General features: G+C 67.9%; 27 protein-coding genes. 18 read left to right on the forward strand and 9 right to left on the reverse strand.

What is annotated here, in order from left to right:
• Window positions 1–8 precede the first annotated feature (8 nt).
• Together AC07V5_RS23280 and tsaE are read right to left on the reverse strand one after the other, a co-directional pair.
• Window positions 9–1,379 (reverse strand): N-acetylmuramoyl-L-alanine amidase, encoded by a 1,371-nt coding sequence (locus tag AC07V5_RS23280; RefSeq protein ID WP_495118105.1) that lies wholly within the window; start codon window positions 1,377–1,379, stop codon window positions 9–11.
• On the reverse strand, window positions 1,376–1,852 hold the full coding sequence (gene tsaE / locus AC07V5_RS23285) for a tRNA (adenosine(37)-N6)-threonylcarbamoyltransferase complex ATPase subunit type 1 TsaE (RefSeq protein ID WP_495118106.1): 477 nt from the start codon (window positions 1,850–1,852) through the stop codon (window positions 1,376–1,378). Before tsaE ends, AC07V5_RS23280 begins: the two co-directional genes overlap by 4 nt.
• Between tsaE and queG the strand changes: the two genes are divergently transcribed.
• The 6 genes from queG (at window position 1,853) to AC07V5_RS23315 (ending at window position 8,671) form a co-directional block, all read left to right on the forward strand.
• Window positions 1,853–2,989 (forward strand): tRNA epoxyqueuosine(34) reductase QueG, encoded by a 1,137-nt coding sequence (gene queG / locus AC07V5_RS23290; RefSeq protein ID WP_495118107.1) that lies wholly within the window; start codon window positions 1,853–1,855, stop codon window positions 2,987–2,989.
• Complete coding sequence (locus AC07V5_RS23295) at window positions 2,986–3,597, forward strand: chalcone isomerase family protein (RefSeq protein WP_495118108.1); 612 nt, start codon at window positions 2,986–2,988, stop codon at window positions 3,595–3,597. The genes queG and AC07V5_RS23295 overlap by 4 nt, the downstream gene beginning before the upstream one ends.
• A 31-nt stretch (window positions 3,598–3,628) precedes the next feature.
• A complete protein-coding gene (locus tag AC07V5_RS23300) occupies window positions 3,629–4,603 on the forward strand; it encodes a tripartite tricarboxylate transporter substrate binding protein BugE (RefSeq protein WP_495118109.1) in 975 nt (324 codons plus the stop codon).
• Window positions 4,596–5,471, forward strand: a complete 876-nt coding sequence (xerD, locus tag AC07V5_RS23305; protein WP_495118110.1) for a site-specific tyrosine recombinase XerD — start codon at window positions 4,596–4,598, stop codon at window positions 5,469–5,471. Before AC07V5_RS23300 ends, xerD begins: the two co-directional genes overlap by 8 nt.
• Before the next feature lie 156 nt (window positions 5,472–5,627).
• Window positions 5,628–7,997 carry a TonB-dependent receptor plug domain-containing protein gene (locus AC07V5_RS23310; protein ID WP_495118111.1) on the forward strand — a complete coding sequence of 790 codons (2,370 nt, stop codon included), beginning with the start codon at window positions 5,628–5,630 and terminating at the stop codon, window positions 7,995–7,997.
• Between the two features lie 71 nt (window positions 7,998–8,068).
• Window positions 8,069–8,671 (forward strand): MarC family protein, encoded by a 603-nt coding sequence (locus AC07V5_RS23315; protein ID WP_495118112.1) that lies wholly within the window; start codon window positions 8,069–8,071, stop codon window positions 8,669–8,671.
• 23 nt (window positions 8,672–8,694) lie between these two features.
• Here the strand turns inward: AC07V5_RS23315 and AC07V5_RS23320 are convergent, their stop codons facing one another.
• Window positions 8,695–8,844 carry a hypothetical protein gene (locus tag AC07V5_RS23320; RefSeq protein ID WP_495118113.1) on the reverse strand — a complete coding sequence of 50 codons (150 nt, stop codon included), beginning with the start codon at window positions 8,842–8,844 and terminating at the stop codon, window positions 8,695–8,697.
• Window positions 8,845–8,875: 31 nt separating this feature from the next.
• Window positions 8,876–9,427: a GNAT family N-acetyltransferase gene (locus AC07V5_RS23325; protein ID WP_495118114.1), complete on the reverse strand. Its 552-nt coding sequence runs from the start codon at window positions 9,425–9,427 to the stop codon at window positions 8,876–8,878.
• Between the two features lie 253 nt (window positions 9,428–9,680).
• Here AC07V5_RS23325 and aceA point away from each other — a divergent pair, with 253 nt between their 5' ends.
• Together aceA and AC07V5_RS23335 are read left to right on the forward strand one after the other, a co-directional pair.
• Window positions 9,681–10,979 carry an isocitrate lyase gene (gene aceA / locus AC07V5_RS23330; protein ID WP_495118115.1) on the forward strand — a complete coding sequence of 433 codons (1,299 nt, stop codon included), beginning with the start codon at window positions 9,681–9,683 and terminating at the stop codon, window positions 10,977–10,979.
• Window positions 10,980–11,091: 112 nt separating this feature from the next.
• On the forward strand, window positions 11,092–11,910 hold the full coding sequence (locus AC07V5_RS23335) for a UCP032817 domain-containing protein (RefSeq protein WP_495118116.1): 819 nt from the start codon (window positions 11,092–11,094) through the stop codon (window positions 11,908–11,910).
• Here AC07V5_RS23335 and AC07V5_RS23340 read toward each other — a convergent pair.
• The gene (locus AC07V5_RS23340) at window positions 11,907–13,454 is read right to left on the reverse strand and encodes a methyl-accepting chemotaxis protein (RefSeq protein ID WP_495118117.1); all 1,548 of its coding nucleotides are present in this window, start codon (window positions 13,452–13,454) and stop codon (window positions 11,907–11,909) included. The two genes, AC07V5_RS23335 and AC07V5_RS23340, sit on opposite strands and share 4 nt — an antisense overlap.
• A gap of 158 nt (window positions 13,455–13,612) precedes the next feature.
• Window positions 13,613–14,752: a 4-hydroxybutyrate dehydrogenase gene (gene gbd / locus AC07V5_RS23345; RefSeq protein ID WP_495118118.1), complete on the reverse strand. Its 1,140-nt coding sequence runs from the start codon at window positions 14,750–14,752 to the stop codon at window positions 13,613–13,615.
• Window positions 14,753–14,810: 58 nt separating this feature from the next.
• Between gbd and AC07V5_RS23350 the strand changes: the two genes are divergently transcribed.
• Genes AC07V5_RS23350 through AC07V5_RS23360 form a run of 3 tightly spaced genes read left to right on the forward strand, consistent with a single transcriptional unit; the run spans window position 14,811 to window position 18,303 of the window.
• Complete coding sequence (locus tag AC07V5_RS23350) at window positions 14,811–16,523, forward strand: S10 family peptidase (protein WP_495118119.1); 1,713 nt, start codon at window positions 14,811–14,813, stop codon at window positions 16,521–16,523.
• A complete protein-coding gene (locus AC07V5_RS23355) occupies window positions 16,520–17,449 on the forward strand; it encodes an alpha/beta hydrolase (protein ID WP_495118120.1) in 930 nt (309 codons plus the stop codon). The genes AC07V5_RS23350 and AC07V5_RS23355 overlap by 4 nt, the downstream gene beginning before the upstream one ends.
• The gene (locus AC07V5_RS23360; RefSeq protein WP_495118121.1) at window positions 17,446–18,303 is read left to right on the forward strand and encodes a YbgC/FadM family acyl-CoA thioesterase; all 858 of its coding nucleotides are present in this window, start codon (window positions 17,446–17,448) and stop codon (window positions 18,301–18,303) included. Before AC07V5_RS23355 ends, AC07V5_RS23360 begins: the two co-directional genes overlap by 4 nt.
• Here AC07V5_RS23360 and AC07V5_RS23365 read toward each other — a convergent pair.
• Both AC07V5_RS23365 and ygfZ read right to left on the reverse strand, forming a co-directional pair.
• Complete coding sequence (locus AC07V5_RS23365; protein WP_495118122.1) at window positions 18,300–18,554, reverse strand: DUF4936 family protein; 255 nt, start codon at window positions 18,552–18,554, stop codon at window positions 18,300–18,302. The genes AC07V5_RS23360 and AC07V5_RS23365 overlap by 4 nt on opposite strands.
• Complete coding sequence (gene ygfZ, locus AC07V5_RS23370; RefSeq protein ID WP_495118123.1) at window positions 18,551–19,450, reverse strand: CAF17-like 4Fe-4S cluster assembly/insertion protein YgfZ; 900 nt, start codon at window positions 19,448–19,450, stop codon at window positions 18,551–18,553. The genes AC07V5_RS23365 and ygfZ overlap by 4 nt, the downstream gene beginning before the upstream one ends.
• Window positions 19,451–19,497: 47 nt before the next feature.
• Between ygfZ and mltG the strand changes: the two genes are divergently transcribed.
• From mltG to AC07V5_RS23405, 7 genes are all read left to right on the forward strand, one after another.
• On the forward strand, window positions 19,498–20,493 hold the full coding sequence (gene mltG, locus AC07V5_RS23375; RefSeq protein WP_495118124.1) for an endolytic transglycosylase MltG: 996 nt from the start codon (window positions 19,498–19,500) through the stop codon (window positions 20,491–20,493).
• Window positions 20,472–21,107, forward strand: a complete 636-nt coding sequence (gene tmk / locus AC07V5_RS23380; RefSeq protein WP_495118787.1) for a dTMP kinase — start codon at window positions 20,472–20,474, stop codon at window positions 21,105–21,107. The genes mltG and tmk overlap by 22 nt, the downstream gene beginning before the upstream one ends.
• Complete coding sequence (locus AC07V5_RS23385; protein ID WP_495118125.1) at window positions 21,101–22,108, forward strand: DNA polymerase III delta subunit-related protein; 1,008 nt, start codon at window positions 21,101–21,103, stop codon at window positions 22,106–22,108. Before tmk ends, AC07V5_RS23385 begins: the two co-directional genes overlap by 7 nt.
• A 69-nt stretch (window positions 22,109–22,177) precedes the next feature.
• Window positions 22,178–22,570 (forward strand): PilZ domain-containing protein, encoded by a 393-nt coding sequence (locus AC07V5_RS23390; RefSeq protein ID WP_495118788.1) that lies wholly within the window; start codon window positions 22,178–22,180, stop codon window positions 22,568–22,570.
• 254 nt (window positions 22,571–22,824) lie between these two features.
• On the forward strand, window positions 22,825–23,613 hold the full coding sequence (locus AC07V5_RS23395; RefSeq protein WP_495118126.1) for a TatD family hydrolase: 789 nt from the start codon (window positions 22,825–22,827) through the stop codon (window positions 23,611–23,613).
• Window positions 23,610–24,281, forward strand: coding sequence for an ankyrin repeat domain-containing protein (locus AC07V5_RS23400; protein ID WP_495118127.1), 672 nt, complete (start codon window positions 23,610–23,612; stop codon window positions 24,279–24,281). The genes AC07V5_RS23395 and AC07V5_RS23400 overlap by 4 nt, the downstream gene beginning before the upstream one ends.
• Window positions 24,282–24,398: 117 nt before the next feature.
• Window positions 24,399–24,617 (forward strand): hypothetical protein, encoded by a 219-nt coding sequence (locus tag AC07V5_RS23405; protein WP_495118128.1) that lies wholly within the window; start codon window positions 24,399–24,401, stop codon window positions 24,615–24,617.
• Window positions 24,618–24,669: 52 nt separating this feature from the next.
• Here AC07V5_RS23405 and efp read toward each other — a convergent pair whose 3' ends face one another.
• Window positions 24,670–25,224, reverse strand: a complete 555-nt coding sequence (gene efp, locus AC07V5_RS23410) for an elongation factor P (protein WP_056201666.1) — start codon at window positions 25,222–25,224, stop codon at window positions 24,670–24,672.
• Window positions 25,225–25,316: the final 92 nt, after the last annotated feature.

Raw genomic sequence — 25,316 nt, forward strand, 5'->3', positions numbered from 1 at the left:
CGCGAGACTCATAGCGTCGTGCTGCGCTTCCTCGCCATCGGCGGGTTCTTCGCAAAATACCTGGCGATGCCCGAGGCCAGCGCGTCCACCAGTTGATCCTGGTAGTCCGGGTCGCGCAGCTTCTTTTCTTCTTCCGGGTTGGAGATGAAGGCCGTCTCGACCAGGATGCTCGGGATGTCCGGCGCCTTCAGCACGGCAAAGCCGGCCTGTTCGACCTTGGCCTTGTGCAGCTTGCCGATCTTGCCGATCTGGCCCAGCACCTCGCCGCCGAGCCTGAGGCTGTCCTTGATCTGGGCCGTGGTGCTCATGTCGAGCAGCGCTCGCAGCACGTTGGCGTCCTTGGTGGCCGCGCCGACGTTCACGCCGCCCACCATGTCGGCCGCGTTCTCGCGGTTGGCCATCCAGCGGGCGGCGGCGCTGGTGGCGGCGCCGTCTGAGAGGACGAAGACCGAGGCGCCGCGGGCCTGGGGTGTGAAGAAGGCGTCGGCGTGGATGGAGACGAAGAGGTCAGCCTGCACGCGCCGCGCCTTGTGCACGCGGTCCTGCAGCGGCACGAAGAAGTCGGCGTCGCGCGTCATCAGCACGCGGATGTTCGGGTTGGTTTGCAGGCGGTCGCGCAGCTTCTTGCCCACGGCCAGCACAACGTCCTTCTCGCGCAGGCCCGAGGGGCCGACGGCGCCGGGGTCTTCTCCGCCATGGCCAGGGTCCAGCGCAATGACGATGAGGCTGTCCACCGCAGCCGCGGCGGGCGACTTGGCTTCCGGCGCCGGAGCCGGCGCGGGCTTGGGCGTAGCGGCCACGACAGGTGGCGGCGCCGCCTTTGGCGGCGGCACGACCGGGCGCTCGATTTTCTGGATCAGCTCTTCCAGTGCGTCGTTGACGGCACTGGCCGCGGCTTCGGCGCGGTGGGCAGCGGCGGACGGCTTGTCGTGCTCCTGCACCAGGGCTACCAGCGGGTCGGCTTCCACCTTGGGGCGCAGGTCGAGCACCAGGCGGTGCTTGTACGCCGCCACGGGCGCGAGCGTGAAGACCTGCGGCGCGGCGGGCTGCTTCAGGTCCAGCACGATGCGCACGACGGTGGGCGTGTTCTGGCCCACGCGCACGCCGGCGATGTAGGGGTCGTCGGCCTTGACCTTGCCGATCAGCTCGCGCAGGCCCGGGCTCAGCGTCAGGCCATCGACGTCGATGACGAGGCGGTGCGGCGAGTCGACGAGGAAGTGCTTGGCCACCAGCGCCTGGTCCGACTCGATGGTCACCCGCGTGTAATCGGCCGCGGGCCAGACGCGCACGGCGACGATGCTGGCCTGGCTGCCGGCAGCGAGTGTGTCGGGCGCCTTCAGCAGCAGGGCGAGAAAACCGAGGGTCTCCCGGCGCTTCATGCCAAGGCCTCGACGAGTCTGGCCGTGCCCACGGCGCGTACGCGGCGGCCGTCGTCGGGCATCAGCTCGATGAAGAGCTGCAGGTCGGCCGGCGGCAGATGGCCGGCGGCCTTCTCCGGCCATTCGCAGAGCTTCAGTCCCGGTGCGGCGAAGACATCGCGAAAGCCGGCGTCTTCCCACTCTCGCGGGTCGCCGAAGCGGTAGAAGTCGAAATGGCTGGCGGTTGCCCCTCCGGCGGATTCAGGCAGCTCATAGCTCTCCATGACGGCATAGCTCGGGCTCTTGATGCGACCTTCAACACCAAGGGCGCGCAGCAGCAGGCGCACGAAGGTCGTCTTGCCGGCACCCAGCGGGCCATGCAGTTCGATGAGGGCATTGGGGGCCGGTAGCAAGGCTGCCGCGAGATGCTCGGCGGTGGCTTGGGCCGCAGACTCGTCGGTCCACAGCAACTCGGTTTCTAGAATCGCAGCCAAATGCAAGAGGTCCCGTCCACTGTCGATACCGCCGCGCTGTTGATCCGTTTGCGCGGCTGGGCGCATGAGTTGGGATTCTCACAGATCGCCGTGGCCGACGTGGACCTCAGCAGCGCCGAGCCGGGCCTGCAGGCCTGGCTGGATGCTGGCCACCACGGCCGCATGCACTACATGGCCAGCCACGGCATGAAGCGCGCGCGGCCGGCCGAGCTGGTGCCGGGCACTCTGCGCGTCATCACGGCGCGCATGGACTACTTGCCTAGCAGCGCCGAGCCGGGCTGGCAGGCCGTCGAGTGGGCCGGTCTGGCCAAGCCCGAGCAGGCGCAGATCTCGATCTATGCCCGCGGCCGGGACTATCACAAGGTGCTGCGCCAGCGGCTGCAGAAGCTGGCTGAGAGGCTGGAGGCCGACGTCGGCCCGCTGGGCTACCGCGTGTTTACAGACTCGGCGCCGGTGCTGGAGGTGGAGCTGGCTGCGCGCTCGGGCCTGGGCTGGCGCGGCAAGCACACGTTGACGCTGCACCGCGACGCCGGCTCGATGTTCTTTCTCGGCGAGCTCTTCATCGACCTCGCGCTGCCCGTCAGCGAAGCCGTCAGCGCGCACTGCGGCGAATGCCGTGCCTGCATCGACGTTTGCCCCACGGCCGCCATCACCGCGCCCTACCGTGTCGACGCCAGGCGATGCATCTCCTACCTGACCATCGAGCACGACGGCGCCATTCCCCTGGAGCTGCGCCCCTTGATGGGCAACCGCATCTACGGTTGCGATGACTGCCAACTGGCCTGCCCGTGGAACAAGTTCGCCCAACCCGCGGTGCTGGCCGACTTCGACGTGCGCCCCGGCATGGCGGGCGCGCCGATTGCCGGGCTGCTGGCATGGGACGAGACCGAATTCCTGCGCCGCACCGAGGGCTCGGCCATCCGCCGCATTGGTTTTGCGCGCTGGCGGCGCAACCTGGCGGTGGCTGCCGGCAATGCACTGCGCAACCGGGACGACCCCGGCCTGCGCGCCGCGCTGCTGCAGGCAGGGCAGGGGGCCGACGCGCTGGTGGCGGAGCACATTGCCTGGGCCTTGTCCGCGCCGCAGGCCTCTGGCGCGTTATCGTCCGGCCCGCCCTCGTTGGAGCCCCTTGAATGACCCCGTCCATCCGCCGCCCATTCGCTTCTTTGGCCGTGCTCGCACTGGCCGCTGCGGCGTCCATGCCCGTCCAGGCCGTGCGTTACGAGGGCCAGGAGTTCCCCGACACGCTGCAGCTCGGCGGCAGCGCGCTGGCGCTGAACGGCACCGGCAAGCGCCAGGTGGCCATCTACCCGCTCTACCTGGCCGCGCTGTACGTGCCGCACAAGGCGACTGCGCCCGATGCCATCTATGCACAGGCGGGCCCCAAGCGCCTGGAGATGCGCATCGTCATCCCGCTCGTGAAGGATGTGTCGACCCAGGAGTTCGTCAAGGCCATCAGCAAGGGCGTCAATCGCAACTCCACGGAGGCCGAGAAGGCGGCGGTGGCCGAGCGAGTGAAGGAATTCAACGCGGCAATAGCCGAGGTGGGCCGTGTGAAGAAAGGCGACCTGCTGTACGTCGACTACCTGCCCGCCCAGGGCGGCACGATCCTTTCCGTGAACGGCAAGGTCTGGGGCAAGCCGATCGAGGGGCAGGACTTCTACACCGCCTTCCTGAAGGTCTTCCTGGGCGACAACAACAGCGACTCCCGACTGCGCACCGGCCTGCTGGGCCAGCCGGGCTAGCATCGGCCCACCAAACAAGGAGACCGACCCCATGCAACGCCGTTCCGTCCTCCAAGCCGCCGCCCTGACCGGCCTGAGCCCCCTGGGTCAGCTCGCCTGGGCCGACACCTACCCGAGCAAGCCGGTGCGCCTGATCGTGCCGTTCGCGCCCGGCGGCACCACCGACATCATTGCGCGCATCGTGTCCGAGCGCATGAACAGCATCCTGGGCCAGACCATGGTGGTCGACAACAAGGCCGGCGGCGGCGGCGTCGTCGGCGCAACCGAGATCGCTCGCATGGTGCCGGACGGCTACACGCTGGGCGTAGCCACCGTGTCGACCACGGCGGCCAACCCGGCGATCAATCCCAAGATCGCCTACAACCCGCTGACCGACTTCACGCCCATCATCAACATCGCGGCGACGCCCAACATCATTGCCGTGCACCCGAGCTTCCCGGCGCGCGACTACAAGGGTTTCGTCGCCGAGCTCAAGAAAAACCCCGCCAAGCACAGCTACGCCACCTCGGGCACCGGCGGCATCGGCCATCTGCAGATGGAGCTGTACAAGACACTCGCCGGCGTCTTCGTGCTGCACATCCCCTACCGCGGCGCCGGCCCGGCGCTGAACGACACGGTGGCCGGCCAGGTGCCGATGATTTTCGACAACCTGCCTTCCGCCTTGCCCTTCATCAAGGACGGCCGGCTGATTCCCATCGTCGTTGCCGCGCCGCAGCGGGTGGCGGCCCTGCCGAACGTGCCGACCTTCAAGGAGGTTGGCCTGGAGCCGGTCAACCGCATGGCTTACTACGGCATCCATGGCCCCAAGGGCCTGCCGCGCGACATCGTCGACAAGATCAACGCGGCCGTGCGCAAGGCGGTGGAGATCCCCGATGTGAAGAAGCGCATCGAGGACACCGGCTCGCTGATCGTGGCCAACACGCCCGAGCAGTTCGCCGCCCAGATCGCGGCCGAGTTCGAGGTCTACAAGAAAGTCGTCGCCCAGCAGAAACTCAAGCTTGATTGACCCAGGCATCGAATCGTTCATCGAGGCGCTCTGGCTGGAAGACGGCCTGAGCACCAACACCCAGGCGGCCTACCGGCGCGATCTGTCCGCGCTGGCGGCGCTGATTGCTCCGCGGCCGCTCGACAGTTGCACCGAACAGGATCTGCTGGAGCTGGCCGTTGCCAAGGCGAAGGGCAAGACGAGCAGTGCCAACCGGCGGTTGTCGGCCATCAAACGCTACTTCCGCTGGGCGCTGCGCGAAGGCCGGCTGGCGGCCGATCCGACGCTCAAGCTGTCCGCCGGCAAGGCCGATCACCGCAACATCAAGCTGCTCAGCGAGGCGCAGGTTTCGGCGCTGCTCGCTGCGCCGGACGTGGACACGCCGCTCGGCCTGCGCGACCGCGCGATGCTGGAGCTGATGTATGCCAGCGGCCTGCGCGTGTCCGAGCTGGTCACGCTCAAGGGCGCGCATGTCGCCTTCAAGGACGCCGTGCTGCACGTCACCGGCAAGGGATCCAAGGCCCGCCTCGTGCCCTTCGGTGAGCACGCAGCCGACTGGATGGCGCGCTATCTGCGCGAAGCCCGCGCCGCGATCCTGGCCGGCCAACGCAGCGACGACCTCTTCGTCACCGCCCGCGGCGCGGGCATGACGCGGCAGATGTTCTGGACCCTGATCAAGCGACACGCGCTGGCGGCTGGCATCACGGTGCCGCTGTCGCCGCACACCCTGCGGCATGCTTTCGCCACGCATCTGCTCAATCATGGTGCGGACTTGCGCGCGGTGCAGCTGCTTCTGGGGCACGCCGACCTGTCGACGACGCAGATCTACACCCATGTGGCGCGTGAGCGCCTCAAGGCCTTGCACGCGCAGCACCATCCGCGGGGCTGAGCGCGGCGGACTCTCGTTTTCCCGGCCTCGGGTTGCACCGAAGCTTCGTTCGTTTCGTTGGTTTCAAACCTGTCGGCAGGCCACAACACCGGCCCTCGCGAGGGGTTCAGCCAGGGGCAAACTCCGCCGCCATCACATATCAATCACGGAGTTCCCATGCACGCCACCCGCCTGCTGCCGACCGCTCTTGCCGCCCTGAGCCTGTTTTCCACCGCTGCGGCCCTCGCTCAGGAGGCCAGCAGCCTTGAACGCGTGACCGTCGTCGGTTCGCGCAAGAGCCTGCCCGCTGCGTCCAGCACCGACACGCTGGTGCCCGTGGACATCTACTCGATGAGCAAGGCCACAGAGGGCGGTGGTCAATTCGACCTGGCGCAGACGCTGCAGTACCTGTCGCCGTCCTTCAACTCCACCCGCCAGACCGGCGCGGACGGCGCCGACCTGATCGACTCCGCCGCGCTGCGCGGCCTGGGTTCGGACCAGACCCTGGTGCTGGTCAACGGCAAGCGCCGCCATACCGTGGCGCTGGTGAACCTGTTCGGCGCGCGCAACCGCGGCGCGACGGGCACCGACATGAACTCCATCCCGCTGCTGGCCATCGACAACGTGCAGGTGCTGCGCGATGGCGCGGCCGCCCAGTACGGCTCGGACGCCATCGCCGGCGTCATCAACATCCAGATGAAGAAGAAGGCCGGCTGCGAGGCCGTGGCCGGTTTCGGCCAGTACTCGGCCGGTGACGGCAAGAACTACCTCGCCAGCGCCTACTGCGGCGTGAAGCTGGCCGGCGGCACGCTGGGCATCACCGGCGAATGGCAGGACCGCGGCCGCTCCAACCGCGCCGAGGCCGACAACCCCCGCATCATTGGCGACACCAAGGTCACCAACAAGACGGTCTACCTGAACGGCGAGTTCCCGCTGACGTCCGACGACAAGCTCTATGTGACGGCCGGCGCCCAGGACCGTGACGCGTCCTCCGCCGCCTTCGCCCGCGGCGGCATCGGCTCGGACGACATCCCCTCGCGCAACTCGGCCGCGATGTACCCGAACGGCTTCGTGCCCTTCATCAACGGCGACATCACCGACCGCTATGTCATCGTTGGCTGGAAGTCCACGTTTGCCGGTTGGGACACCGACCTGTCGCAGACCTACGGCTCCAACAAGCTGCGCTACAACATCAGCAACACCATCAACGCGTCCATCGCCAACAAGGACTTGCTGGCGGGCGGCAAGGGCGTCAGCGCAACGCGCTTCGATGCCGGCGGCTTCGGCTTCAGCCAGGCGACGACCAACTTCGACGTCAGCCGCTTCTTCCCCGACCTGCTCGGCGGCAGCAACATCGCCTTCGGCGCCGAATACCGCCGCGAGAAGTACGACATCGTTGCCGGCGAGCTGGGCTCCTACAACGACGCCGACGGCGTGGGCTTCGGCGGCAACGCCGGCAGCCAGGGCTTCCCGGGCTTCCAGCCGGCCGATGCCACCAACAAGAGCCGCAACAGCCAGGCCATCTACGCCGACTGGGAGGCCAACCTCACGCCCAACCTGACCGCCGATGCGGCCATCCGCTCCGAGCACTACAGCGACTTCGGCTCCAGCACGACCGCCAAGCTGGCCGGCAGCTACAAGCTCGGCAGCGCGGTGCTGCTGCGCGGCGCGGCCAGCACGGGCTTCCGCGCCCCCAGCCTGCAGCAGCTCTATTTCTCGTCCACCTTCACCGACTTCATCAGCGGCAAGCCGCTGGACGTGGTGCTGGCACCCAACGGCAGCAAGATCACCACCGCCGCCGGCGTGCCGAACCTGCGGCAGGAAAAGTCCAAGAACTTCACGCTGGGCGTCACGGTCAAGCCCAGCACCGACACGGCTTTCACGGTCGACCTCTACCAGATCAAGATCAAGGACCGCATCGTGCTGTCCGGCCGCTTCGACGAGGACAACTACCCGGCGCTGGGCGCCATCCTGCAAGGCCTGGGTGTCGGTCAGGCGCAGTTCTTCGTCAACTCGGTCAACACCAAGACTGACGGCCTGGACCTGACCGCGTCGACCCGCGCCAAGCTCGGCGGCGGCACGCTCAACACCTTCCTGGCCCTCAACGTCAGCCGCACCACCGTCACCGGCGTCAACGCACCGGCGTCGCTCAAGGGCTTCGAGGACGTGCTGCTGTCCGAGCGCGAGCGCCTGTTCATCGAGCAGGGCGGCCCGCGCGCCAAGGCCACGCTGGGCTTCGAGTACGCGCAGGGCGCCTGGACCGGTGAGGCCAAGATCATCCACTTCGGCAGCCAGACGCTGGGTACCTTCACCGGCACGGCCGGTGGCGAGCCCAATGCGTACTACAAGCCCAAGACCTCGATGGACCTGGGCCTGACCTGGCAGGCCACGCCGGCGCTCAAGCTCAGCATTGGCGGCAACAACGTCTTCAACGTGAAGCCGACCAAGCAGAACGACTTCGAGACCGACAACGGCTTCATCTACGACAGCGTGCAGTTCGGCCTGAACGGCGCGTCCTACTTCGCGCGGGCCTACTACCGGTTCTAAGCGTGCATCGTGCCCGGCTCGGTGAGCGCGGGCACGTCTGATCGACGGGGCGGCCGGGGACAATCGGGCGCATGGACCACAGCTTTCTCTCCGCCCTGATCCTGCTGCTGCTGGTGCTCGACCCGCTCGGCAGCCTGCCCATCTTCATTCCCATCATGCGCGCGGTGCCGAAAGAGCGCCGCACGCGCGTGGCCATGCGCGAGGTGGGCATCGCGTTCTGCGTGCTGTTCGCCTTCATGTTCCTGGGCGAAGGGTTCCTGCGAGTCATGCACCTGTCGGAGCGCTCGCTCGAGGTGGCGGGCGGCGTCATCCTGGTGATCATCGCCATCCGCATGATCTTCGGCAGCTCGGGCGAATCGACCTATGGCCTGGAGCCCGGCAAGGAACCGCTGATCTTTCCGCTGGCCGTGCCGCTGCTGGCCGGCCCGTCGGCCATGGCCACGGTGCTGCTGCTGGCATCCCGCCAGCCAGACCGCATCTATGAATGGATAGGCGCGCTCAGCGCCGCCATGCTGGTGTCCGGCCTCGTGCTCGTGCTGGCCGACCGCATCCGCAAGCTGCTGGGCGATTCGGTGGTGTCGGCCATCGAGAAGCTGATGGGCCTGGTGCTCACCGCGATCGCGGTGGAGATGGTGCTGGCGGGGCTGAAGCGCTACTTCGTCGGCGGCCTCTGAGCTTTGCCGCCAGCACAGGCGGTTTACTTGCCCTTCAGCTTGGCTTCCTTGCCCTTGGGCAAGACGGCCGTCATCGGCGGAACCGGGCGGTCCGAGCCTGCAGCCTTGCCGGGGCCTGTGTCCTTCTTCGGCTTCTTTGCCATCTTGTTGCCGCGCTGTTCTGTGTTCGCCATCGGATCCTCCGTGCGTTGGTGAAAAATTGAACTATGCCTCAGCCTCGACCTTCGCACGCGCGGCACTGACCGCCCATTCGCTGGCCGTGACGTCGTAGCGCTTGCAGTCCATGTCGTACCAGCGGCCCAGGCCGACGAAGCGCATGCCGATTTTCTCCATGACGGCGGACGAGGCCACGTTCTCCGGCTGGCAAACAGCGCACACCAGTTCAGGCTGCAGCGTGCGGAACGCCCAGCCCACCATGTGGCGGGCCGCCTCGCTGGCATAGCCCTGGCCCCAGACGTCCTGGCGCAACCGCCAGCCGGTTTCCAGCGGCCCGGTGGGGTCGCGGTTCAGGTGCTGGATGCAGCCGGTGCCGATCAGCTCGCCGTCGTCCTGACGGATGAAGGCCCACCACGAGTAGCCAAATTCGGCCCAGCGTGCCTTCACGCGATCGATCATCGACTGGGTGTCCTCGGCCGTGTCGGGCCGGCCGGTGATGTATTGCATGACGACGGGGTCGCTGTTCAGGCGGTACAGGCCGTCGAAGTGGTGGTCGGCCAGCGGTTCGAGACGCAGGCGGGGTGTGATGAGCACTGTCATGGCGAGGCATTCTGAAGCCGGGCGTTCTCACGATTCGAAAGTCACTTTTCAAATCATGAAAAGCATCCATGCTGCACCGCCGCAAGATTTCTCATTATGATGAATTGCGTTTCTTGATTTGAAATTGACAATGCAAATCATTGTTTTTATTGGACAAAGTTTTTTGTCTTATATAAGACATGGGTGACCACAGGGCTCGGCTCAAGGCCTAGTCTTGCGTCATCGGTTTTCGATGTTCAGCAAGGAGCTTTTCATGACCCGCCTCACCCGTGACCAACAGATCGCCGCCCTGGAAAAAGACTGGGCCGAGAACCCCCGTTGGAAGGGCATCACCCGCGGTTACACCGCCGCCGACGTCGTGCGCCTGCGCGGCTCCATCGAGATCGAACACACGCTGGCCAAGCGCGGCGCAGAGAAGCTCTGGGGCCTGGTGAACACCGAGCCTTTCGTCAACGCGCTGGGCGCGCTGACGGGCAACCAGGCCATGCAGCAGGTCAAGGCCGGCCTGAAGGCCATCTATCTGTCGGGCTGGCAAGTCGCCGGTGACGCCAACAGCAATGGCGAGATGTACCCCGACCAGTCGCTGTACTCGGTGGACTCGGTGCCCAAGGTCGTCAAGAAGATCAACGCCACCTTCCAGCGCGCCGACCAGATCCAGTGGAGCGAAGGCAAGGACGACATCGACTTCTTCGCCCCCATCGTGGCCGACGCCGAAGCCGGCTTCGGCGGTGTGCTGAACGCCTTCGAGCTGATGAAGGCCATGATCGAAGCCGGCGCCGCAGGCGTGCACTTCGAAGACCAACTGGCCAGCGCCAAGAAGTGCGGCCACATGGGCGGCAAGGTGCTCGTGCCCACCCGTGAAGCCGTTGCCAAGCTCGTCGCCGCCCGTCTGGCTGCCGACGTGATGGGCACGCCCACGCTGCTGGTCGCCCGCACCGACGCCGAAGCCGGTGACCTCGTCACCGCCGACATCGACGAGAACGACAAGCCCTTCTGCACCGGCGAGCGCACGGTCGAAGGCTTCTACCGCACGAAGAACGGCCTTGACCAAGCCATCAGCCGCGGCCTGGCCTACGCGCCTTATGCCGACCTGATCTGGTGCGAAACCGGCAAGCCCGACCTGGCCTTCGCCAAGGCCTTCGCCGATGCCATCCACGCCAAGTTCCCCGGCAAGCTGCTGGCCTACAACTGCTCGCCGTCGTTCAACTGGAAGAAGAACCTCGACGACGCCACCATCGCCAAGTTCCAGCGCGAGCTGGGTGCGCTGGGCTACAAGTTCCAGTTCATCACGCTGGCCGGCTTCCACAGCCTGAACTACTCGATGTTCGAACTGGCCCACGGCTACGCCCGCCACCAGATGAGCGCCTTCGTCGAGCTGCAGGAGAAGGAATTCGCCGCTGCCGAGAAGGGCTTCACCGCGGTCAAGCACCAGCGCGAGGTCGGCACCGGCTACTTCGACGCCGTCACCACGACCATCGAGGCCAATGCCTCCACGGCCGCGCTGAAGGGCTCGACGGAAGACGAGCAGTTCTTCGACGCCAAGCACGGCTGAAATCTGCAAGAACGGTTAATCACAGTCAGCGTCAACTCCTGACTTTCAAGGCCCGCTTCGGCGGGCCTTTTTTTGTCATGCGCGCGTCATACTGAGGTCACAGACTGACGCCATGAACAACACAACAACAACAAAGTTCAGCCTCTCCTCCCGCCTGGGTGCCTGGTGGGGGCGAAAGCGAGAAAACACCCAACGCGTGGCGCTGCGCAAGCGCTGCCCGCCGGCCACGGTGGCGGCTGAGCAGATCCCACCCGCGGTGCGCGCCGCCTGGGCGCATCACGCGCCCGATGAATTCCCCGGCCTGGCCGTTGACGACGGTGCCTGGCTGCGCTGCTCGCTGGGCCTCGCGCAGTTCTTCGAAGCCTGCCGGCTGCAGCGCGACCAGGGGCCTTGCGCACTGCCGAGCAAGGCGGCGGACTCGGTCTGGCATGTGTGGCTCAAGGCCGACCCGGCCGGCCTTTCAAGCTGGCAGCAGCGCTATTTCGGCCGCGAGGTCGAGCACCGCGAGTCCGACGCACTCGGCGCACCGCTGGACGACTGTCTGGCCCGCACCTGGGCCGGCGCCTGCCGCAGCGAAGGCCAGAGCCTGCTCGGGCCGCGCCTGCCGCTGCTGTTCGCGCTCGACGGCCTGCTGCGCCTGCCCACGGGCTGGGCTTACCGGCATCAGCAAGGAGCGCTCGCGCACCGTCGGATCGACGGTTTCGGCACGCCCAGCGGGGATGTGGTCACGCATGCGGCCATTGCAGGCGGCGGCCTGCTGGCGCTGGGCCTCATCAGCGAGGCGGAGCTGGCGGAAATGCGCCGGCGCCAAAGCAGTGACAGCGGCAGCAGCTGCGGCGGCAGCTGGTCGGATGCCGGCAGCTGTGACGGTGGCTCGGATGGTGGCGGCAGCAGCTGCGGATCGAGCTGCGGCGGCGGAGGGGGCGACTAGCGGCGTGCGACCTGGAAGGTCCCGACCGCGCCGGTCAGCGTCGTGGCCTGCTCGCGCAAGCTCTCGGCCGCGGCGGTGGACTCTTCCACCAGCGCAGCGTTTTGCTGGGTGACCTGGTCCAGCTGGGCGATGGCGATGTTGACTTGCGCGATGCCGTCGGACTGCTCGGCCGTCGCCGTCGTGATCTCGCCCATGATGTCCTTGACGCGCTGCACGGCGCCGACGAGCTCGTCCATCGTCTTGCCGGCTTCAGCCACCAGCCGCGAACCGGCTTCCACGCGTTCCACGCTGCTGCCGATCAGGGTCTTGATCTCCTTGGCTGCGTCAGCCGAGCGGCCGGCCAGCGAGCGCACCTCGCTGGCAACAACCGCAAAGCCGCGACCCTGCTCACCGGCCCGCGCGGCTTCCACGGCGGCGTTCAGTGCCAGGATGTTGGTCTGGAAGGCGATGCCGTCGATGACGCTGATGATGTCGGCGATCTTGCGTGAGCTGGCATTGATCTCGTCCATGGTGTGCACCACCTGGCCCACGACCTCGCCGCCGCGCAGAGCCACGCTGGCGGCGGACACCGCGAGCGTGTTGGCCTGGCTGGCCGAAGCGGCCGATTGCTGCACCGTCCCGGTCAGCTCTTCCATCGCGCTGGCGGTCTCTTCGAGGCTGGACGCGGCCTTCTCGGTACGCGCGCTCAAGTCCTGATTGCCGCTGGCGATTTCGGCAGATGCCGTGCTGATGGACTCGGCCGAATCACGGATGCTGCCGATCGTCTGCGACAGCGTCTCGCGCATGCGGCGCAGCGTCATCTGCAGCCGGCCGATCTCGTCGGAGCGCGCGGCCATGCCCTGGCCGGACGGCACCAGGTTGCCATCGGCCACGCGCTCGGCCAGGTCCACGGCCGCGAGCAGCGGCGCGGTGATGCTCTTCGTGATGTGCCAGGCCGCGGCGATACCCAGCGCCAGCATGGCCACGCCGAGCGCCAGCAGCAGCAGCCGGCCGTTGCCGTTGGCGGCGTCGATGTCGGCGGCGGTCTTGTCGATCGCGTTGCGCTGGTGCTCCAGGAAGTCCTGCATCTTGGCCAGGTACACCTTGGAGCCAGGCACGAAGACTTCGGTCAGCAGCTTGTCGGCGGCTTCGGCCTGGCCGTCCTTCTTCAGCTTGACGATCTCATCACGCGAGGCGATGTAGACCTGGCGCGCCTTGCCGACGGCATCGAACAGCGCCTGCTCCTCGGGCGAGCGGACCAGGGCCTTGAGCTTTTCCTGCATCTCGCCGGAGGACTTGGTCGACTGCGCCTGGTCTTCCGCGAACAGCGGTACGAGCGAGGCGTCCGAGCTCTTCGCGATCGCGATCGTGCGGCGCACGCCGGCGTTGATGTTGCGGTTCCAGTCCGCGATCAGGCGTTCCTTGGTCAGCGGCTCGGCCATCATCTGTCGCGTCGAGGCAGCGGTCGAGGACAGCCGCCAGGAGGCCAGCGCGATGACGAAGGCCGCCAGCACGAGGACCAACGCAAATCCCAGCGCCAGCCGGTTCCCAATTGAAAGCTTCATCGTTGTCTCCTCGCTATGGCCCAAGTGCCTCATGGGCCTCGAGCGGCCAAGAATCCTAGTGCCGCGGCACCGGCCCCATCACGGCAAAACAGGGACTTCGATCACGCTCTGAGCCTAAACGCGCGCCCAACTTCCGGCCGCGGCGCTTGCAAACGTCGTCATCTCGAGGCCGCGAGGATCGCACGGTAATCCTCGGGACTGGCGATGCGCGGATTGGTCTTGTGGCAGTGATCCACCAGCGCGCGCTCGATGATGCGCTCGTCCAGCTCCGGCTCGACGCCCATGGCGGCAAGACCTGACGGCAGGCCCAGCCGCGCGTTCATCGCGCTGATCGCGTCGGCCACCGCATCGGCGTCGCTGCCGGCCAGGTTCATCGCCTGGGCCAGGCGCTCGACGCGCCGGTCACGCCTGACGCTGTCCGCCTCGGCATTGAAGCGGATGACGGCCGGCAGGAAGACCGCGTTCAGCGTGCCGTGGTGCAGCCGCGGGTTCAGGCCACCCAGCGCATGGCTCAGCGAATGCACCGCGCCCAGGCCCTTCTGGAAGGCCATCGCGCCATGCACGCTGGCGCACATCATGTCCATGCGCGCATCGCGGTCCTGGCCGTCGCGGGTGGCGCGTTCGATGGCACCCCAGCCGCGGCGCAGGCCTTCCAGCGCGATGCCGTCGGCCGGTGGGTTGAAGGCCGGCGCGAGAAAGGTCTCGATGCAGTGAGCGATGGCGTCCATGCCCGTCGCGGCCGTCAGTGCGGGGGGCAGCTTCAGCGTCAGCGCCGGGTCGCAGATGGCGGCCTTGGGCAGCAGCTCCCAGTTGTGAAAGCCCAGCTTGCGCCCGTCGTCCACGATGATGATGGCGCCGCGCGCCACCTCGCTGCCGGTGCCGGCCGTCGTCGGCACGGCGATGAGGGGCAGCACGCGCGAACTGATGTTGACGGCGCCGCCCTCGATGGTGGCCCAGCGCTTCAGCGGCCCCTCATGCGTGGCGGCGATGGCCACGCCCTTGGCCAGGTCCATGCTGGAGCCGCCGCCGATGGCGATGAGACCGTCGCAGCCGGCTTCCTGGCACATCTGCACGGCCAGCCGCACGGCGGCCTCGGTCGGGTTGGCGGGGGTCTGGTCGAAGACGGGCGGCTTCACGTCAAAGGCGGCCAGCGCCTCGTCCAGCACACCAGCCGCGCGCACGCCGGCATCGGTCACCACCAGCGGCTTGCGGATGCCGATGCGCTCGCACTCGGCCGGCAGCAGGCGGCTGGCGCCGAACTCGAGCTCGATGCGGGTCAGGTAGAGGATCTGGGCCACGGCACTTTCTCCACAATGTCTTTCCTCATGGTAGTGCGGCATGTCTAGACTTGCCGTCATGCGCGCGACTAGCCTGACCCTGGTTCTTTCCCTTGTCCTCGCAGCCTGTGGCGGTGGTGGCGGGGGAGGGGGCTCATCACCCACCCCCACGCCGCCCGTCGACACGCAGCCCGGGCTGACCGATGCGACCGTCTACTCCTCGGCGGCTGACGCCTCGTTGCCTGGCGCCGTCGAGGCCGCCGCCGTCAGCACGCAGACGCTCACGGCCAACGGCCAGACACTGAGCTACACGGCCACCGCCGGCCACCTGATCGCGCGCGACGCCGTGGGCACCGCCGAGGCCTCGGTCTTCTACGTTGCCTACACGCTGCCCGGTGCCAACGCGGCGACCCGCCCCGTCACCTTCTTCTACAACGGCGGCCCGGGCTCGGCCTCGGTCTGGCTGCAGCTCGGCAGCTTCGGCCCCAAACGCCTCGTCAGCAACGCACCCGATACGACGGCAGCGCGGCCCTTCCCGATGGTGGACAACGCCGAGCACCTGCTGGGCCAGACCGACCTCGTCTTCATCAACGCGGTGGGTAGCGGCTACTCCCAGGCCATCGCGCCGTTCACCAACCGCAGCTTCTGGGGTGTGGATGCCGACGCGGCGCTGTTCCGCGACTTCATCCAGCGCTACCTGGCCGTCAACAACCGCGCCGCCTCGCCCAAATACCTCTACGGCGAAAGCTATGGCGGCCCACGCACGGCCGTGCTCGCGCGCCGGCTGCAGGAGGCCGGCGTCATGCTCGACGGCCTGGTGCTGCAGTCGCCCGCCATGGACTACAACAGCAACTGCGGCATCACGAACGGCCAGGGCTGCGGCGGCTATCTGCCCACCTTCGCCGCCGTCGGCGCCTTCCATCGCCTGACCCAGCCCGTGCCCACCGACCTCGGCGCCTGGACGACCCAGGCACGCAACTACGCCGACCAGGTCTATGCACCGGCCCTGCAGGCCTGGCTCGCCACCCGCCAGCCTACGCCCGCCATCTGGCAGCCGCTGGCCGACCTGACCGGCCTGCCGGCGGCGCAGTGGCAGACCAGCCTCAATGTGTCGGCCGACAACTTCCGCATCTGGTTGATCGCCGGTCAGCAGCTCGGCCGCTACGACGGCCGCATGAAGGCGGAAATCGGCAGCCAGCTCGCTTCCGAGGGCGATGTGTCCAGCACCTGGATCGGCAGCAGCTTCGCCACCGGCATCGCCACCCACCTGCGCGACCAGCTCACCTACCGCAACAACTCCACCTACGTCGTGCTGAGCAATGCCATCAACTTCTGGGACTTCAGTCACGCTGGCCGCCAGTTGCCCGACACGCTGCCCGACCTGTCGGCCGCGTTGGCGCAGAACGCCCGCCTGCGCGTGCTGGCCGTCAGCGGTTATCACGACTTGGCCACGCCCTTCCACCTGACCGAGAGCGACCTGGCCCGTGTCGATGCCAGCCGCGTGAAGATCCGCAACTACGCCGGTGGCCACATGAGCTATCTCGACGACGCCACCCGCATCGCCCAGCTCGCCGACCTCAAGGCTTTCTACGCCAGCACGCTGGCCCTGCGCGCCACGGCCGACCTCGGCCCCGAGCGCCGCGCGCAGCAGGCCAGGCCCGTTATCGCCATCGACCGCGCCGGCACGCCGCAGGCGCCTGGCAGCGTCGCGCCGACGAACGAGCCCGCCATCCAGGCGCCGCTGCGTGATCCCTGGGTGCCGCCGACGTCCCAGACAATGCGCGCCCGATGACGCCACCAACCCAGCTCCTGACCCCGCGCATGGCGGGCCTCCTCGAACGCATCCACCGCGCCAACCGCCCACCCTTCCACAGCCTCACGCCACGCGAGGCGCGCATTGCCTACCGCATGGGCGCCGAGATCCTCGACCTGCCTCGCGCGCCGCTTGCCCGCGTTGAAGACCTGGCAGCCGCCGGCCGCCCCGCGCGGCTGTACGCGCCCAGCGCCGAGCGTCTGCCCGTGATGCTCTATCTGCACGGCGGCGGCTTCACCATCGGCGACCTGGAAACCCACGACAGCCTGTGCCGCCAGCTCAGCCTGCGCAGCGGCATGGCCGTGCTGGCGCTGGACTACCGCCTCGCGCCCGAGCATCGCTTCCCCGCAGCCGTGGACGATGCCTGGGCCGCGCTGGAGTGGCTGCATCGCCAGGCCGACACCCTCGGGCTGGACGGCAGCCGCCTCGCCGTGGGTGGCGACAGCGCGGGCGGCACGTTGGCGGCTGGCGCCGCTTTCTTCGCGCGCGATCGCGGCCTGCCGCTCGCGCTGCAACTGCTCATCACGCCGGGCACCGCCAGCCAGCCCGGCACGGCCTCGCACCGCTTCTTCGCCAACGGCTTCCTGCTCGACGCCACCAGCATCGCCTGGTTCTTCGATCAGTACATCGACCGCGAGCAGCGGCACGACTGGCGCTTCGCGCCGCTGGAGGCGGATGACCACTCGGGCCTTGCGCCGGCCTGCATCGTGCTGGCCGAATGCGACCCCCTCGTCGACGAGGGCATTGCCTATGCCGACACTCTGAGGGCTGCTGGCATCGACGTGCAGCTGGAGCTCTACCGTGGCGTGACGCACGACTTCATCAAGATGGGCCGCCAGATTCCCGAGGCATTGACCGCGCTCAATGCCTGCGCCGAGGCCCTCAAGAAACATCTGACACCATGAAACGCACCGACTTCCGCCACCTCGAACCCCTGCGCGTGCGCTGGGCCGAGATCGACGCCCAGGGCATCGTCTTCAACGGGCATTACCTGACCTACCTGGACACCGCCATCAGCGGCTACTGGCGGGCCTTGGCCATTCCCTACGCCGACACGATGAAGAGCCTGGGCGGCGACCTCTACGTGCGCCGCGCCGCGCTGGACTACCGAAGCTCGGCCCGCTACGACGACCGCCTGGACATCGGCATCCGCTGCCGCGAGTTCGGCAACAGCTCGATGATGGTGGACGGCGCCATCTTCCACGGCGACCAGATGCTGGTGCAGGCCGAGATGATCTACGTCTTCGCCGACCCCGGCACCCAGACGCCGGCACGGCTGCCCGATGCGTTGCGGCGCGTCATCCTCGATTTCGAGGCCGGCCAGTCCGTCGTGGACGTCGCGCTCGGCAAATGGAGTGAACTCGGCGAAGCGGCCACGGCGATCCGCCGCCAGGTCTTCATCGAGGAGCAGCACATCCCGGCCGACATGGAGTGGGACAGCGCCGACACGAGCTGCCTGCACGCGCTGGCGCGCAACCGCTTCGGCATTCCGCTGGCCACCGGCCGCCTGCTGGAGCATGTGCCCGGCGTTGCCAAGATCGGCCGCATGGCCGTGCTGCGCCAGATGCGCGGCACGCAGATCGGCCGCCAGGTGCTGGACGCGCTGATGGCCGAGGCGAAGAAGCAGGGATACCGCGAGGTGTTGCTGCATGCGCAGCTGTCGGCGGAGAACTTCTATCTGCGCGCCGGGTTTCAGCGGCGCGGCCAGCCTTTTGAGGAGGCCGGCATTGGCCACGTCGAGATGGTGAGGGCGCTTTAGCCCAGCATCTCGAACCGCTCGACCTTGCGCTCTCCCGCGAGCCATTGCGCCATCGCGGCCGCGATCTGCGGCTCGCGGTGTGTCCAGCCCTCGGGATAGATCTCCATCCACGTCCACCGCCCCTCGGCATCGGGCTCGGGCCGCTGCAGCAGCTCGATGGGCGCTTCGAAGCGCGCCTTGCGGAAGGCGGTGAGTGCGGCCTCGGCGTTCTCCGACGTGACGCGGTAATAGACGTAGAGCTGCACGCTCATTCCTGCGCCGGAATCTCGTAGGGCAGGGCGCGGGGCTGCAATGTGGCGCCACCGGCGCTGCCCAGATGCAGGCTGCCAGCTTCCAGCGCCGCGAGCTTGATCTCGGCGGCGATCACGGAGCGGCCATCACGCGTGCCGCTGCCGGCAACGACGCCGGCCGGCTGCTGTGGGTCGGCACTGTGGAAGATCTCCTGGCCCACCGCGGCCGCCGCATCCGTCTCGAACACCTGCAGCCGCCGCTTGAGCGTGCCGCGGTACTGGCTGCGCGCGACGATCTCCTGGCCGGGGTAGCAGCCCTTCTTGAAGTTCACGCCACCGAGTACCTCGAAATTGATCATCTGCGGCACGAAGGCCTCGACGGTGGCCCCGCGCACCCAGGCCATGCCGGCCTCGGCCTCGGCCCAGGCCCAGTCGTCAGCGGTCATCGCGGTGCCGGCCGGGGCTGGCGCTTCAGCAGGCTGAATGCGCAGCGCGCGGCCGGGCCCGGATGCAGCGGGCAGGGCGATCTGCACCGCGTCGCCCTCGCGCAGCAGCGTCCATGCATCAGCTGCCGGTGTACCCAGCAGGCCGTAGATCGCGAACTCGGCGCTCGCATCGCTGAGCTTGCACTTGGCGCGCATCACGAACATGGACAGGCGTTTCAGCGTGGCCGCCAGCGTCTCGGCCGGCAGGGCCAGCAGGATCTCTTCGTCGCCACCACGCCAGCCCGCCATCGTCGCCAGCAGCCGGCCCTTGGCCGTGCAGAAACCGGCAAGGCGGGCGTGCTCGCGGTCGAGCAGCGCGAAATCCTGGGTCAGCTGGCCATGCAAGAAGTTGGCGGCGTCGGCGCCCTGGGCGCGGATCACGCCCCAGTCGGTGAGGCGAAGTTGGGCTGGGAGTTCGGTGGGTTGCGACATGACGGGAATTATCATCGGCGCCCTTTTCACCGGGCTTTTCACAGGGCATGAAGTGGTTGTTGCGAGCGCTGCTCGCGTTGTTGTTGATCGCGGGTCTTGCCGTGGATGCTGCCTGGCAGTGGCTGCGCAGCCCATTGAGCCTGGCCGCGCCGTCGGTGGAGCTGTCCATCGAGCCGGGCACCAACCCGGCCGAGGTGGCGCGCGCCTGGGTGGCGGCGGGTGTGCAGTCGGATGCGCGCTTCCTCTACCAGTGGTTCAAGTGGTCGGGCCAGGCCAAGCAGATCCGCGCCGGCAGCTACGAGATCCACGCCGGCATCACGCCGCGCGAGTTGCTGGACAAGATGGTGCGGGGCGACCAGGTCATGGAGCAGCTGCGCCTCATCGAGGGCTGGAGCTGGCGCCAGGTGAGGGCGGCCCTGGCTGCCGCACCGGCGCTGAAGGCCAAGACGGCGCAGATGAGCGACGCCGACATCATGGCCGCGCTCGGTGAGCCCGGCGTCGCGCCCGAGGGCCGCTTCTTCCCTGACACCTACGCCTACAGCCGCGGCGTCAGCGACCTGACCGTGCTCAAGCGTGCCCGGGCGGCCATGCAGGGCCGGCTGGCCGCAGCCTGGAGCAAGCGGGCGTCCAACCTGCCGCTGAAGAGCGCTGACGAAGCGCTGATCCTCGCGTCCATCGTCGAAAAGGAAACGGGCACCGCGGCCGATCGCAGCAAGGTCGCGGCCGTTTTCGTGAACCGGTTGCGCGTAGGCATGCCGCTGCAGACCGACCCCACCGTCATCTACGGCCTGGGCGAGGCCTTTGACGGCAACCTGCGCAAGCGCGACCTGCTGGCCGACACGCCGTTCAACACCTACACCCGTGGCGGCCTGCCGCCGACGCCCATCGCCATGCCCGGCGCGGCCTCGCTGCAGGCTGCGCTGAACCCGGCGGCCATCAAGGCGGTGTACTTCGTCGCTCGGGGCGACGGCAGCAGCGAATTCAGCGACGACCTCGCCGCGCACAATCGCGCGGTCAACAAATACCAACGCGGCGGCAAGTGACCGGTCGATTCATCTCTTTCGAAGGCATCGACGGTGCCGGCAAGTCCACCCACATCCAGGCGGTGGCCGATTGGTTTCGTGCCCGCGGCGCCGATGTGCAGCTGAGCCGCGAGCCCGGCGGCACGCCGCTGGCCGAGACGCTGCGCGACATCGTTTTGAGCCAGCCCATGGGCTCGCTGACCGAGCTGCTGCTGATGTTTGCCGGCCGGCGTGACCATGTCGAGACGGTCATCAAGCCCGCGCTGGCCGCTGGCAAGACCCTGCTTTGCGACCGCTTCACGGACGCGAGCTTTGCCTACCAGGGTGGCGGCCGGGGCCTGCCGCTGAGCGTGCTGGACCCGCTGGCCGAGTGGGTGCAGGAAGGCACCGAGCCGGAGCTGACGCTGTGGTTCGACCTGCCCTCGGCGCAGGCTGCGGCTCGCCGCGCCAGCGCCCGGGAGGCCGACCGCATCGAGCAGCAGGACCTGGACTTCTTCGAGCGTGTGCGCGCCGGCTACGCGGCCCGTGCGGCGAAGGCACCGGAGCGCATCGTGCGCGTCGACGCCAGCGGCACGGTCGAGCAGGTCGGCGCCCAGGTGCTGGCGGTTCTTGCTGCCCGATACCCGACATGCTGATCGCCGATCTCCCCTGGCTGCAGGCGCCGCTCACCGACGCGCTGGCGCGGGCGCGCTCGCATGCGCTGCTGGTGCAGGGGCCGGCCGGCGTCGGTCAGCTCGAACTCGCCGTCAAGCTGGCGCAGAGCTGGTTGTGCGAGGCCCGCGCCGAAGGCGAACCGGCCTGCGGCCATTGCGCCAGCTGCAAGCTCTTCGCCAGCGGCACGCATCCCGACTTCCAACTGCTGCTGCCCGAAGCGCTGGACGCCGCGGCGCGTGAATCTCTCGGTTTGCCCTTCGAAGAGCCCGACGCACCCAAGGCCGGCAAGGCCAAGCCCAGCCGCGAGATCAAGGTGGAGGCGGTGCGCAACCTGCTTGCCTTTGCGCAGGCCACGTCTGCGCGCGGCCGGGCCAAGGTGGTTGTCATCTTCCCGGCGGAGGCGCTGAACGGCATTGCGGCCAATGCACTGCTGAAGACGCTGGAGGAGCCGGCCGGCCTGCTGCGTTTCGTGCTGGCCAGCCATGACAGCGCAGGCCTGCTGCCCACCATCCGCAGCCGCTGCCAGCCGTTGCCCTTGCCGCTACCCGAGCGCCAGGCCGCGCTGGGCTGGCTGGCGAGCAAGGGCGTCAATGACGCCGGTGGCCTGCTGGATGCGACGGGTGGCCGGCCGCAGCAGGCGCTGGAATGGTTCAACGCCGGCTTGAGCGACGCTGCCTGGCAGGCCATCCCGAAGCGAGTTGCCCGTGGCGAGGTCGCGGCGCTGTCGGATTTGGCGCCGCCCCGCGTCATCGACGCGCTGCAGCGCCTGTGCCACGACCTCGTGCGCCGCTCCCACGGCCAGCCCGGCCAGTTCTTTGCGCCCACGGCCCTGCCTTCTCCCAAGCGTGCCGCGCCGTTGCTGGCCTGGGACGCCGAACTGCGCCGTGCAGCCCGCCATGCGGATCACCCGCTGAACGCCGGGCTGTGGATCGAAGCCCTGGTCGCGCAAGCCCAGGCCGCGATGTCGGCGGCGGCGCGCTGAATACACTCGGGCCTTATGAGCGACGCCAACTCCAAGCCCGGCCAGACCCCGCAATTCCAGCCCAGCCAGATGGGCGGTGCCCTGCCGCTGCCCACGGTGGGCGGCCAGGGGGCGTCGTCCGGTGCGCGGCCGAGCGTCATCCAGCTCGTGTTCCGCGAAAAGTCGGCGCTTTACGCCGCCTACATCCCCGCCTTCTCCGAGGGCGGCCTTTTCGTGCCGACCACGCGCGACTACAAGCTCGGCGAGGACGTCTATCTGCTGCTGGCCTTGCCTGAGGACAACCAGCGCTACCCGGTGGCCGGCAAGGTCGCCTGGCTGACGCCACCGAATGCCTCGGGCGGCCGCACCCAGGGCGTGGGCGTGCGCTTCCCCGGTGATGAAAAGACAAGGCTGATCCGCGTGCGCATCGAGGAAATCCTGGGCACGGCGGTGTCGTCGAGCAAGCCCACGCAAACGCTCTAGGGCCTGTTGGCGCTGCGGGAGTCGGATGCGTTGCCACTCAAAAGCCCGCGAGCAAGGCGTGAGGCGAAGCTGGGGTAGGCCCCCAGCGAGGCCGAGCGCGGGCTTTTGAGTGACAACCCTTTGGGAGAGGGTCTGCGCGGGCACATGGCGTCGTTGCGCGTCTTGCCTGGGCATGAGCCCAGGCTGCGCCGCACGCCTAGCCCTGCACCCGCGCAGACCCTCTCGCACCGATTCCCGCAGCGCCAACAGGCCCTATGTTCATTGATTCCCACTGCCACCTCAGCTTCCCGGAGCTGAAGCAGAACCTGCCCGCCATCCTGTCCGACATGGCCGCCGCCCGGGTGGATCAGGCCATCTGCATCTGCACGCAGATGGAAGAGTTCGAGGCCGTACATGCGCTGGCTCTCGAAAACGGCCAGCTCTGGGCAACCGTCGGTGTGCATCCCGACACCGAGGACATGCGTGAGCCTGGCGTGGCCGAGCTGGTGCGGCTGGCCGCGCTGCCGCGTGTCGTCGCCATTGGCGAGACGGGGCTGGACTACTACCGCCTGAACGGCCGCAGCATCGACGACATGGAGTGGCAGCGCGAGCGCTTCCGCACCCACATCCGTGCCGCCAGGCAGGCGGGCAAGCCCCTCGTCATCCACACCCGCTCCAGCGCGGCGGACACGCTGCGCGTGCTGGACGAAGAGGGCGGCGAGGCGGCTGGCGGCGTCTTCCACTGCTTCACCGAGACGGCGGAGGTTGCGCTGGCGGCGGTGGAGCGCGGCTACTACATCTCCTTCTCCGGCATCGTCAGCTTCAAGAACGCACAAGACCTGCGTGACCTGCTCAAGCTGCTACCGCTGGACCGCGTGCTGATCGAGACCGACAGCCCCTACCTCGCGCCCGTGCCGTTCCGGGGCAAGACCAATTCGCCGGCCTATGTTGCCCATGTGGCCAAGGCCGTGGCCGACGCGGTGGGCCTGCCCGTGCCCGAACTGGCGGCCATCGCGACGGCGAACACGAAGCGCCTGTTCAAGCTCCCGGAGGTGGTGGCGTGAAGGCCTGGCTTGCTGCCCTTGCGTTGTGTGGCGCTGCTCTCGCGCAGGCCGCGCCCGTCGACGAACTCGTCATTGCCGCTGAACTGAACGATGGCCGTGCCGTGCTCGGCCTGCTGCTCAAGGGTGTGGATCCCAACCAGGCGGATGGGCGCGGCCGCAAGGCCCTCTTCGTGGCCGCGAAGGAGGATTCCCTGCGCGCGCTGGACAGCCTGCTCGCGTCGCCGTTGACGAAGATCGACGACGCCAACGCCCAAGGCGAGACGCCGCTGATGATTGCCGCCATCCGAGGCTCGCTGCCGGCCGCGCAGGCCCTGGTGAAGCGTGGCGCCGCCATCAACCGTGCGGGCTGGACGCCGCTGCACTACGCCTGCAGCGGGCCGGACAACGGCGTTGCAGCCTTCCTGATCGCGCAGGGCGCCGAGATCAACGCGCGCTCCGAGAACGGCACCACGCCGCTGATGATGGCCGCGCGCTACGGCAACAGCGACCTGGTGCCCCTGCTGCTCAAGGCCGGCGCCGAGCCGCGGGCCGCCAACGAGCAGGAGCTGACGGCGGCCGACTTCGCCGAGCGTGGCGGCCGCGACGTGATGGCCAAGGAGCTGAAGCGCGTCATCCAGGAGCGCCAGCGTGCGGCCGATGCTGCGAAAGCTGCCGGCACTGCCAAATAGTTCTCGCCCGGATGGGCGTGTAGGGAAAAGTCTTACAAGGTCTAGGGCGCTGTGCCGACTGTTGCGGCCTGCAACGCTTGCCTACAGTGAAGCCATCGACTCACCCCGAGGCTCACCATGCTGACCACCACCCCGAATCTGGCCGACCCGTTTGCGATGCTGATCTCGCCCGAGCTGGTGATGAACGCCATCGAGCACTCTGACAGGCTGTCCCGCCTGCAGCGCCGCGTCTATCGCCCGCTGGACCGGCCCTGGATCCCGGTGAAGGGCACGGCCGATTTCGACAGCGAGATCGACGCCGAGCCTGAAATTCCTGACCTGTCGGACGCCGAATAAAGCAAAACGCCCGCTTGAAGCGGGCGTTTTGTTGCGAGAGCCGCTGCGAGGCTTAGACGCGCTTGCGGTACTCGTGAGTGCGGGTGTCGATTTCGATCTTGTCGCCGTTCTCGACGAACGCCGGCACGGAGATTTCGAAACCGGTGCCCTTCAGGCGAGCGGGCTTCATGACCTTGCCCGAGGTGTCGCCCTTGGCGGCCGGCTCGGTCTCGATCTCGCGCACGACGCTGGTGGGCAGTTCGATGGAGATGGCCTTGCCGTCGTAGAAGGTCACTTCCGCGGCCATGCTGTCTTCGAGGTAGGACAGGGCATCGCCCATGTTCTCGGACTCGACTTCGTACTGGTTGTACTCGGTGTCCATGAAGACATACATCGGGTCGGCGAAGTAGGTGTAGGTGCACTCCTTCTTGTCGAGGATGATCTGCTCCATCTTGTCGTCGGCCTTGAAGACCAGCTCGGCGCCAGCGCCGTTCAGCAGGTTCTTCATCTTGATGCGCACGGTGGCGGCACCACGGCCACCACGGCTGTATTCGGTCTTCAGGACGACCATCGGGTCCTTGCCCTGCATGATCACGTTGCCGGCGCGGATTTCTTGAGCGAGTTTCATGGTGAGTATCTCGAATTGATGGCCTGAGCCTTTAGGCGTCAAGGCTCGGGCAGATAGCGCACCAGACTCCAGAACTCCGGCTTGGCGCGGCA

The sequence above is a fragment of the Roseateles sp. GW821-FHT02E12 genome, assembly GCF_059421665.1.

What these genes read in the sequence shown, in the direction of transcription:
- AC07V5_RS23280 (WP_495118105.1), bottom strand. Translation starts at nt 1,379, where the DNA reads ATGAAGCGCCGGGAGACCCTCGGTTTTCTCGCCCTGCTGCTGAAGGCG.
- queG (WP_495118107.1), top strand. Translation starts at nt 1,853, where the DNA reads ATGCAAGAGGTCCCGTCCACTGTCGATACCGCCGCGCTGTTGATCCGT.
- AC07V5_RS23295 (WP_495118108.1), top strand. Translation starts at nt 2,986, where the DNA reads ATGACCCCGTCCATCCGCCGCCCATTCGCTTCTTTGGCCGTGCTCGCA.
- AC07V5_RS23300 (WP_495118109.1), top strand. Translation starts at nt 3,629, where the DNA reads ATGCAACGCCGTTCCGTCCTCCAAGCCGCCGCCCTGACCGGCCTGAGC.
- AC07V5_RS23310 (WP_495118111.1), top strand. Translation starts at nt 5,628, where the DNA reads ATGCACGCCACCCGCCTGCTGCCGACCGCTCTTGCCGCCCTGAGCCTG.
- AC07V5_RS23315 (WP_495118112.1), top strand. Translation starts at nt 8,069, where the DNA reads ATGGACCACAGCTTTCTCTCCGCCCTGATCCTGCTGCTGCTGGTGCTC.
- AC07V5_RS23320 (WP_495118113.1), bottom strand. Translation starts at nt 8,844, where the DNA reads ATGGCGAACACAGAACAGCGCGGCAACAAGATGGCAAAGAAGCCGAAG.
- AC07V5_RS23325 (WP_495118114.1), bottom strand. Translation starts at nt 9,427, where the DNA reads ATGACAGTGCTCATCACACCCCGCCTGCGTCTCGAACCGCTGGCCGAC.
- aceA (WP_495118115.1), top strand. Translation starts at nt 9,681, where the DNA reads ATGACCCGCCTCACCCGTGACCAACAGATCGCCGCCCTGGAAAAAGAC.
- AC07V5_RS23335 (WP_495118116.1), top strand. Translation starts at nt 11,092, where the DNA reads ATGAACAACACAACAACAACAAAGTTCAGCCTCTCCTCCCGCCTGGGT.
- AC07V5_RS23340 (WP_495118117.1), bottom strand. Translation starts at nt 13,454, where the DNA reads ATGAAGCTTTCAATTGGGAACCGGCTGGCGCTGGGATTTGCGTTGGTC.
- AC07V5_RS23350 (WP_495118119.1), top strand. Translation starts at nt 14,811, where the DNA reads ATGCGCGCGACTAGCCTGACCCTGGTTCTTTCCCTTGTCCTCGCAGCC.
- AC07V5_RS23355 (WP_495118120.1), top strand. Translation starts at nt 16,520, where the DNA reads ATGACGCCACCAACCCAGCTCCTGACCCCGCGCATGGCGGGCCTCCTC.
- AC07V5_RS23360 (WP_495118121.1), top strand. Translation starts at nt 17,446, where the DNA reads ATGAAACGCACCGACTTCCGCCACCTCGAACCCCTGCGCGTGCGCTGG.
- AC07V5_RS23365 (WP_495118122.1), bottom strand. Translation starts at nt 18,554, where the DNA reads ATGAGCGTGCAGCTCTACGTCTATTACCGCGTCACGTCGGAGAACGCC.
- ygfZ (WP_495118123.1), bottom strand. Translation starts at nt 19,450, where the DNA reads ATGTCGCAACCCACCGAACTCCCAGCCCAACTTCGCCTCACCGACTGG.
- mltG (WP_495118124.1), top strand. Translation starts at nt 19,498, where the DNA reads ATGAAGTGGTTGTTGCGAGCGCTGCTCGCGTTGTTGTTGATCGCGGGT.
- AC07V5_RS23385 (WP_495118125.1), top strand. Translation starts at nt 21,101, where the DNA reads ATGCTGATCGCCGATCTCCCCTGGCTGCAGGCGCCGCTCACCGACGCG.
- AC07V5_RS23390 (WP_495118788.1), top strand. Translation starts at nt 22,178, where the DNA reads ATGGGCGGTGCCCTGCCGCTGCCCACGGTGGGCGGCCAGGGGGCGTCG.
- AC07V5_RS23395 (WP_495118126.1), top strand. Translation starts at nt 22,825, where the DNA reads ATGTTCATTGATTCCCACTGCCACCTCAGCTTCCCGGAGCTGAAGCAG.
- AC07V5_RS23405 (WP_495118128.1), top strand. Translation starts at nt 24,399, where the DNA reads ATGCTGACCACCACCCCGAATCTGGCCGACCCGTTTGCGATGCTGATC.
- efp (WP_056201666.1), bottom strand. Translation starts at nt 25,224, where the DNA reads ATGAAACTCGCTCAAGAAATCCGCGCCGGCAACGTGATCATGCAGGGC.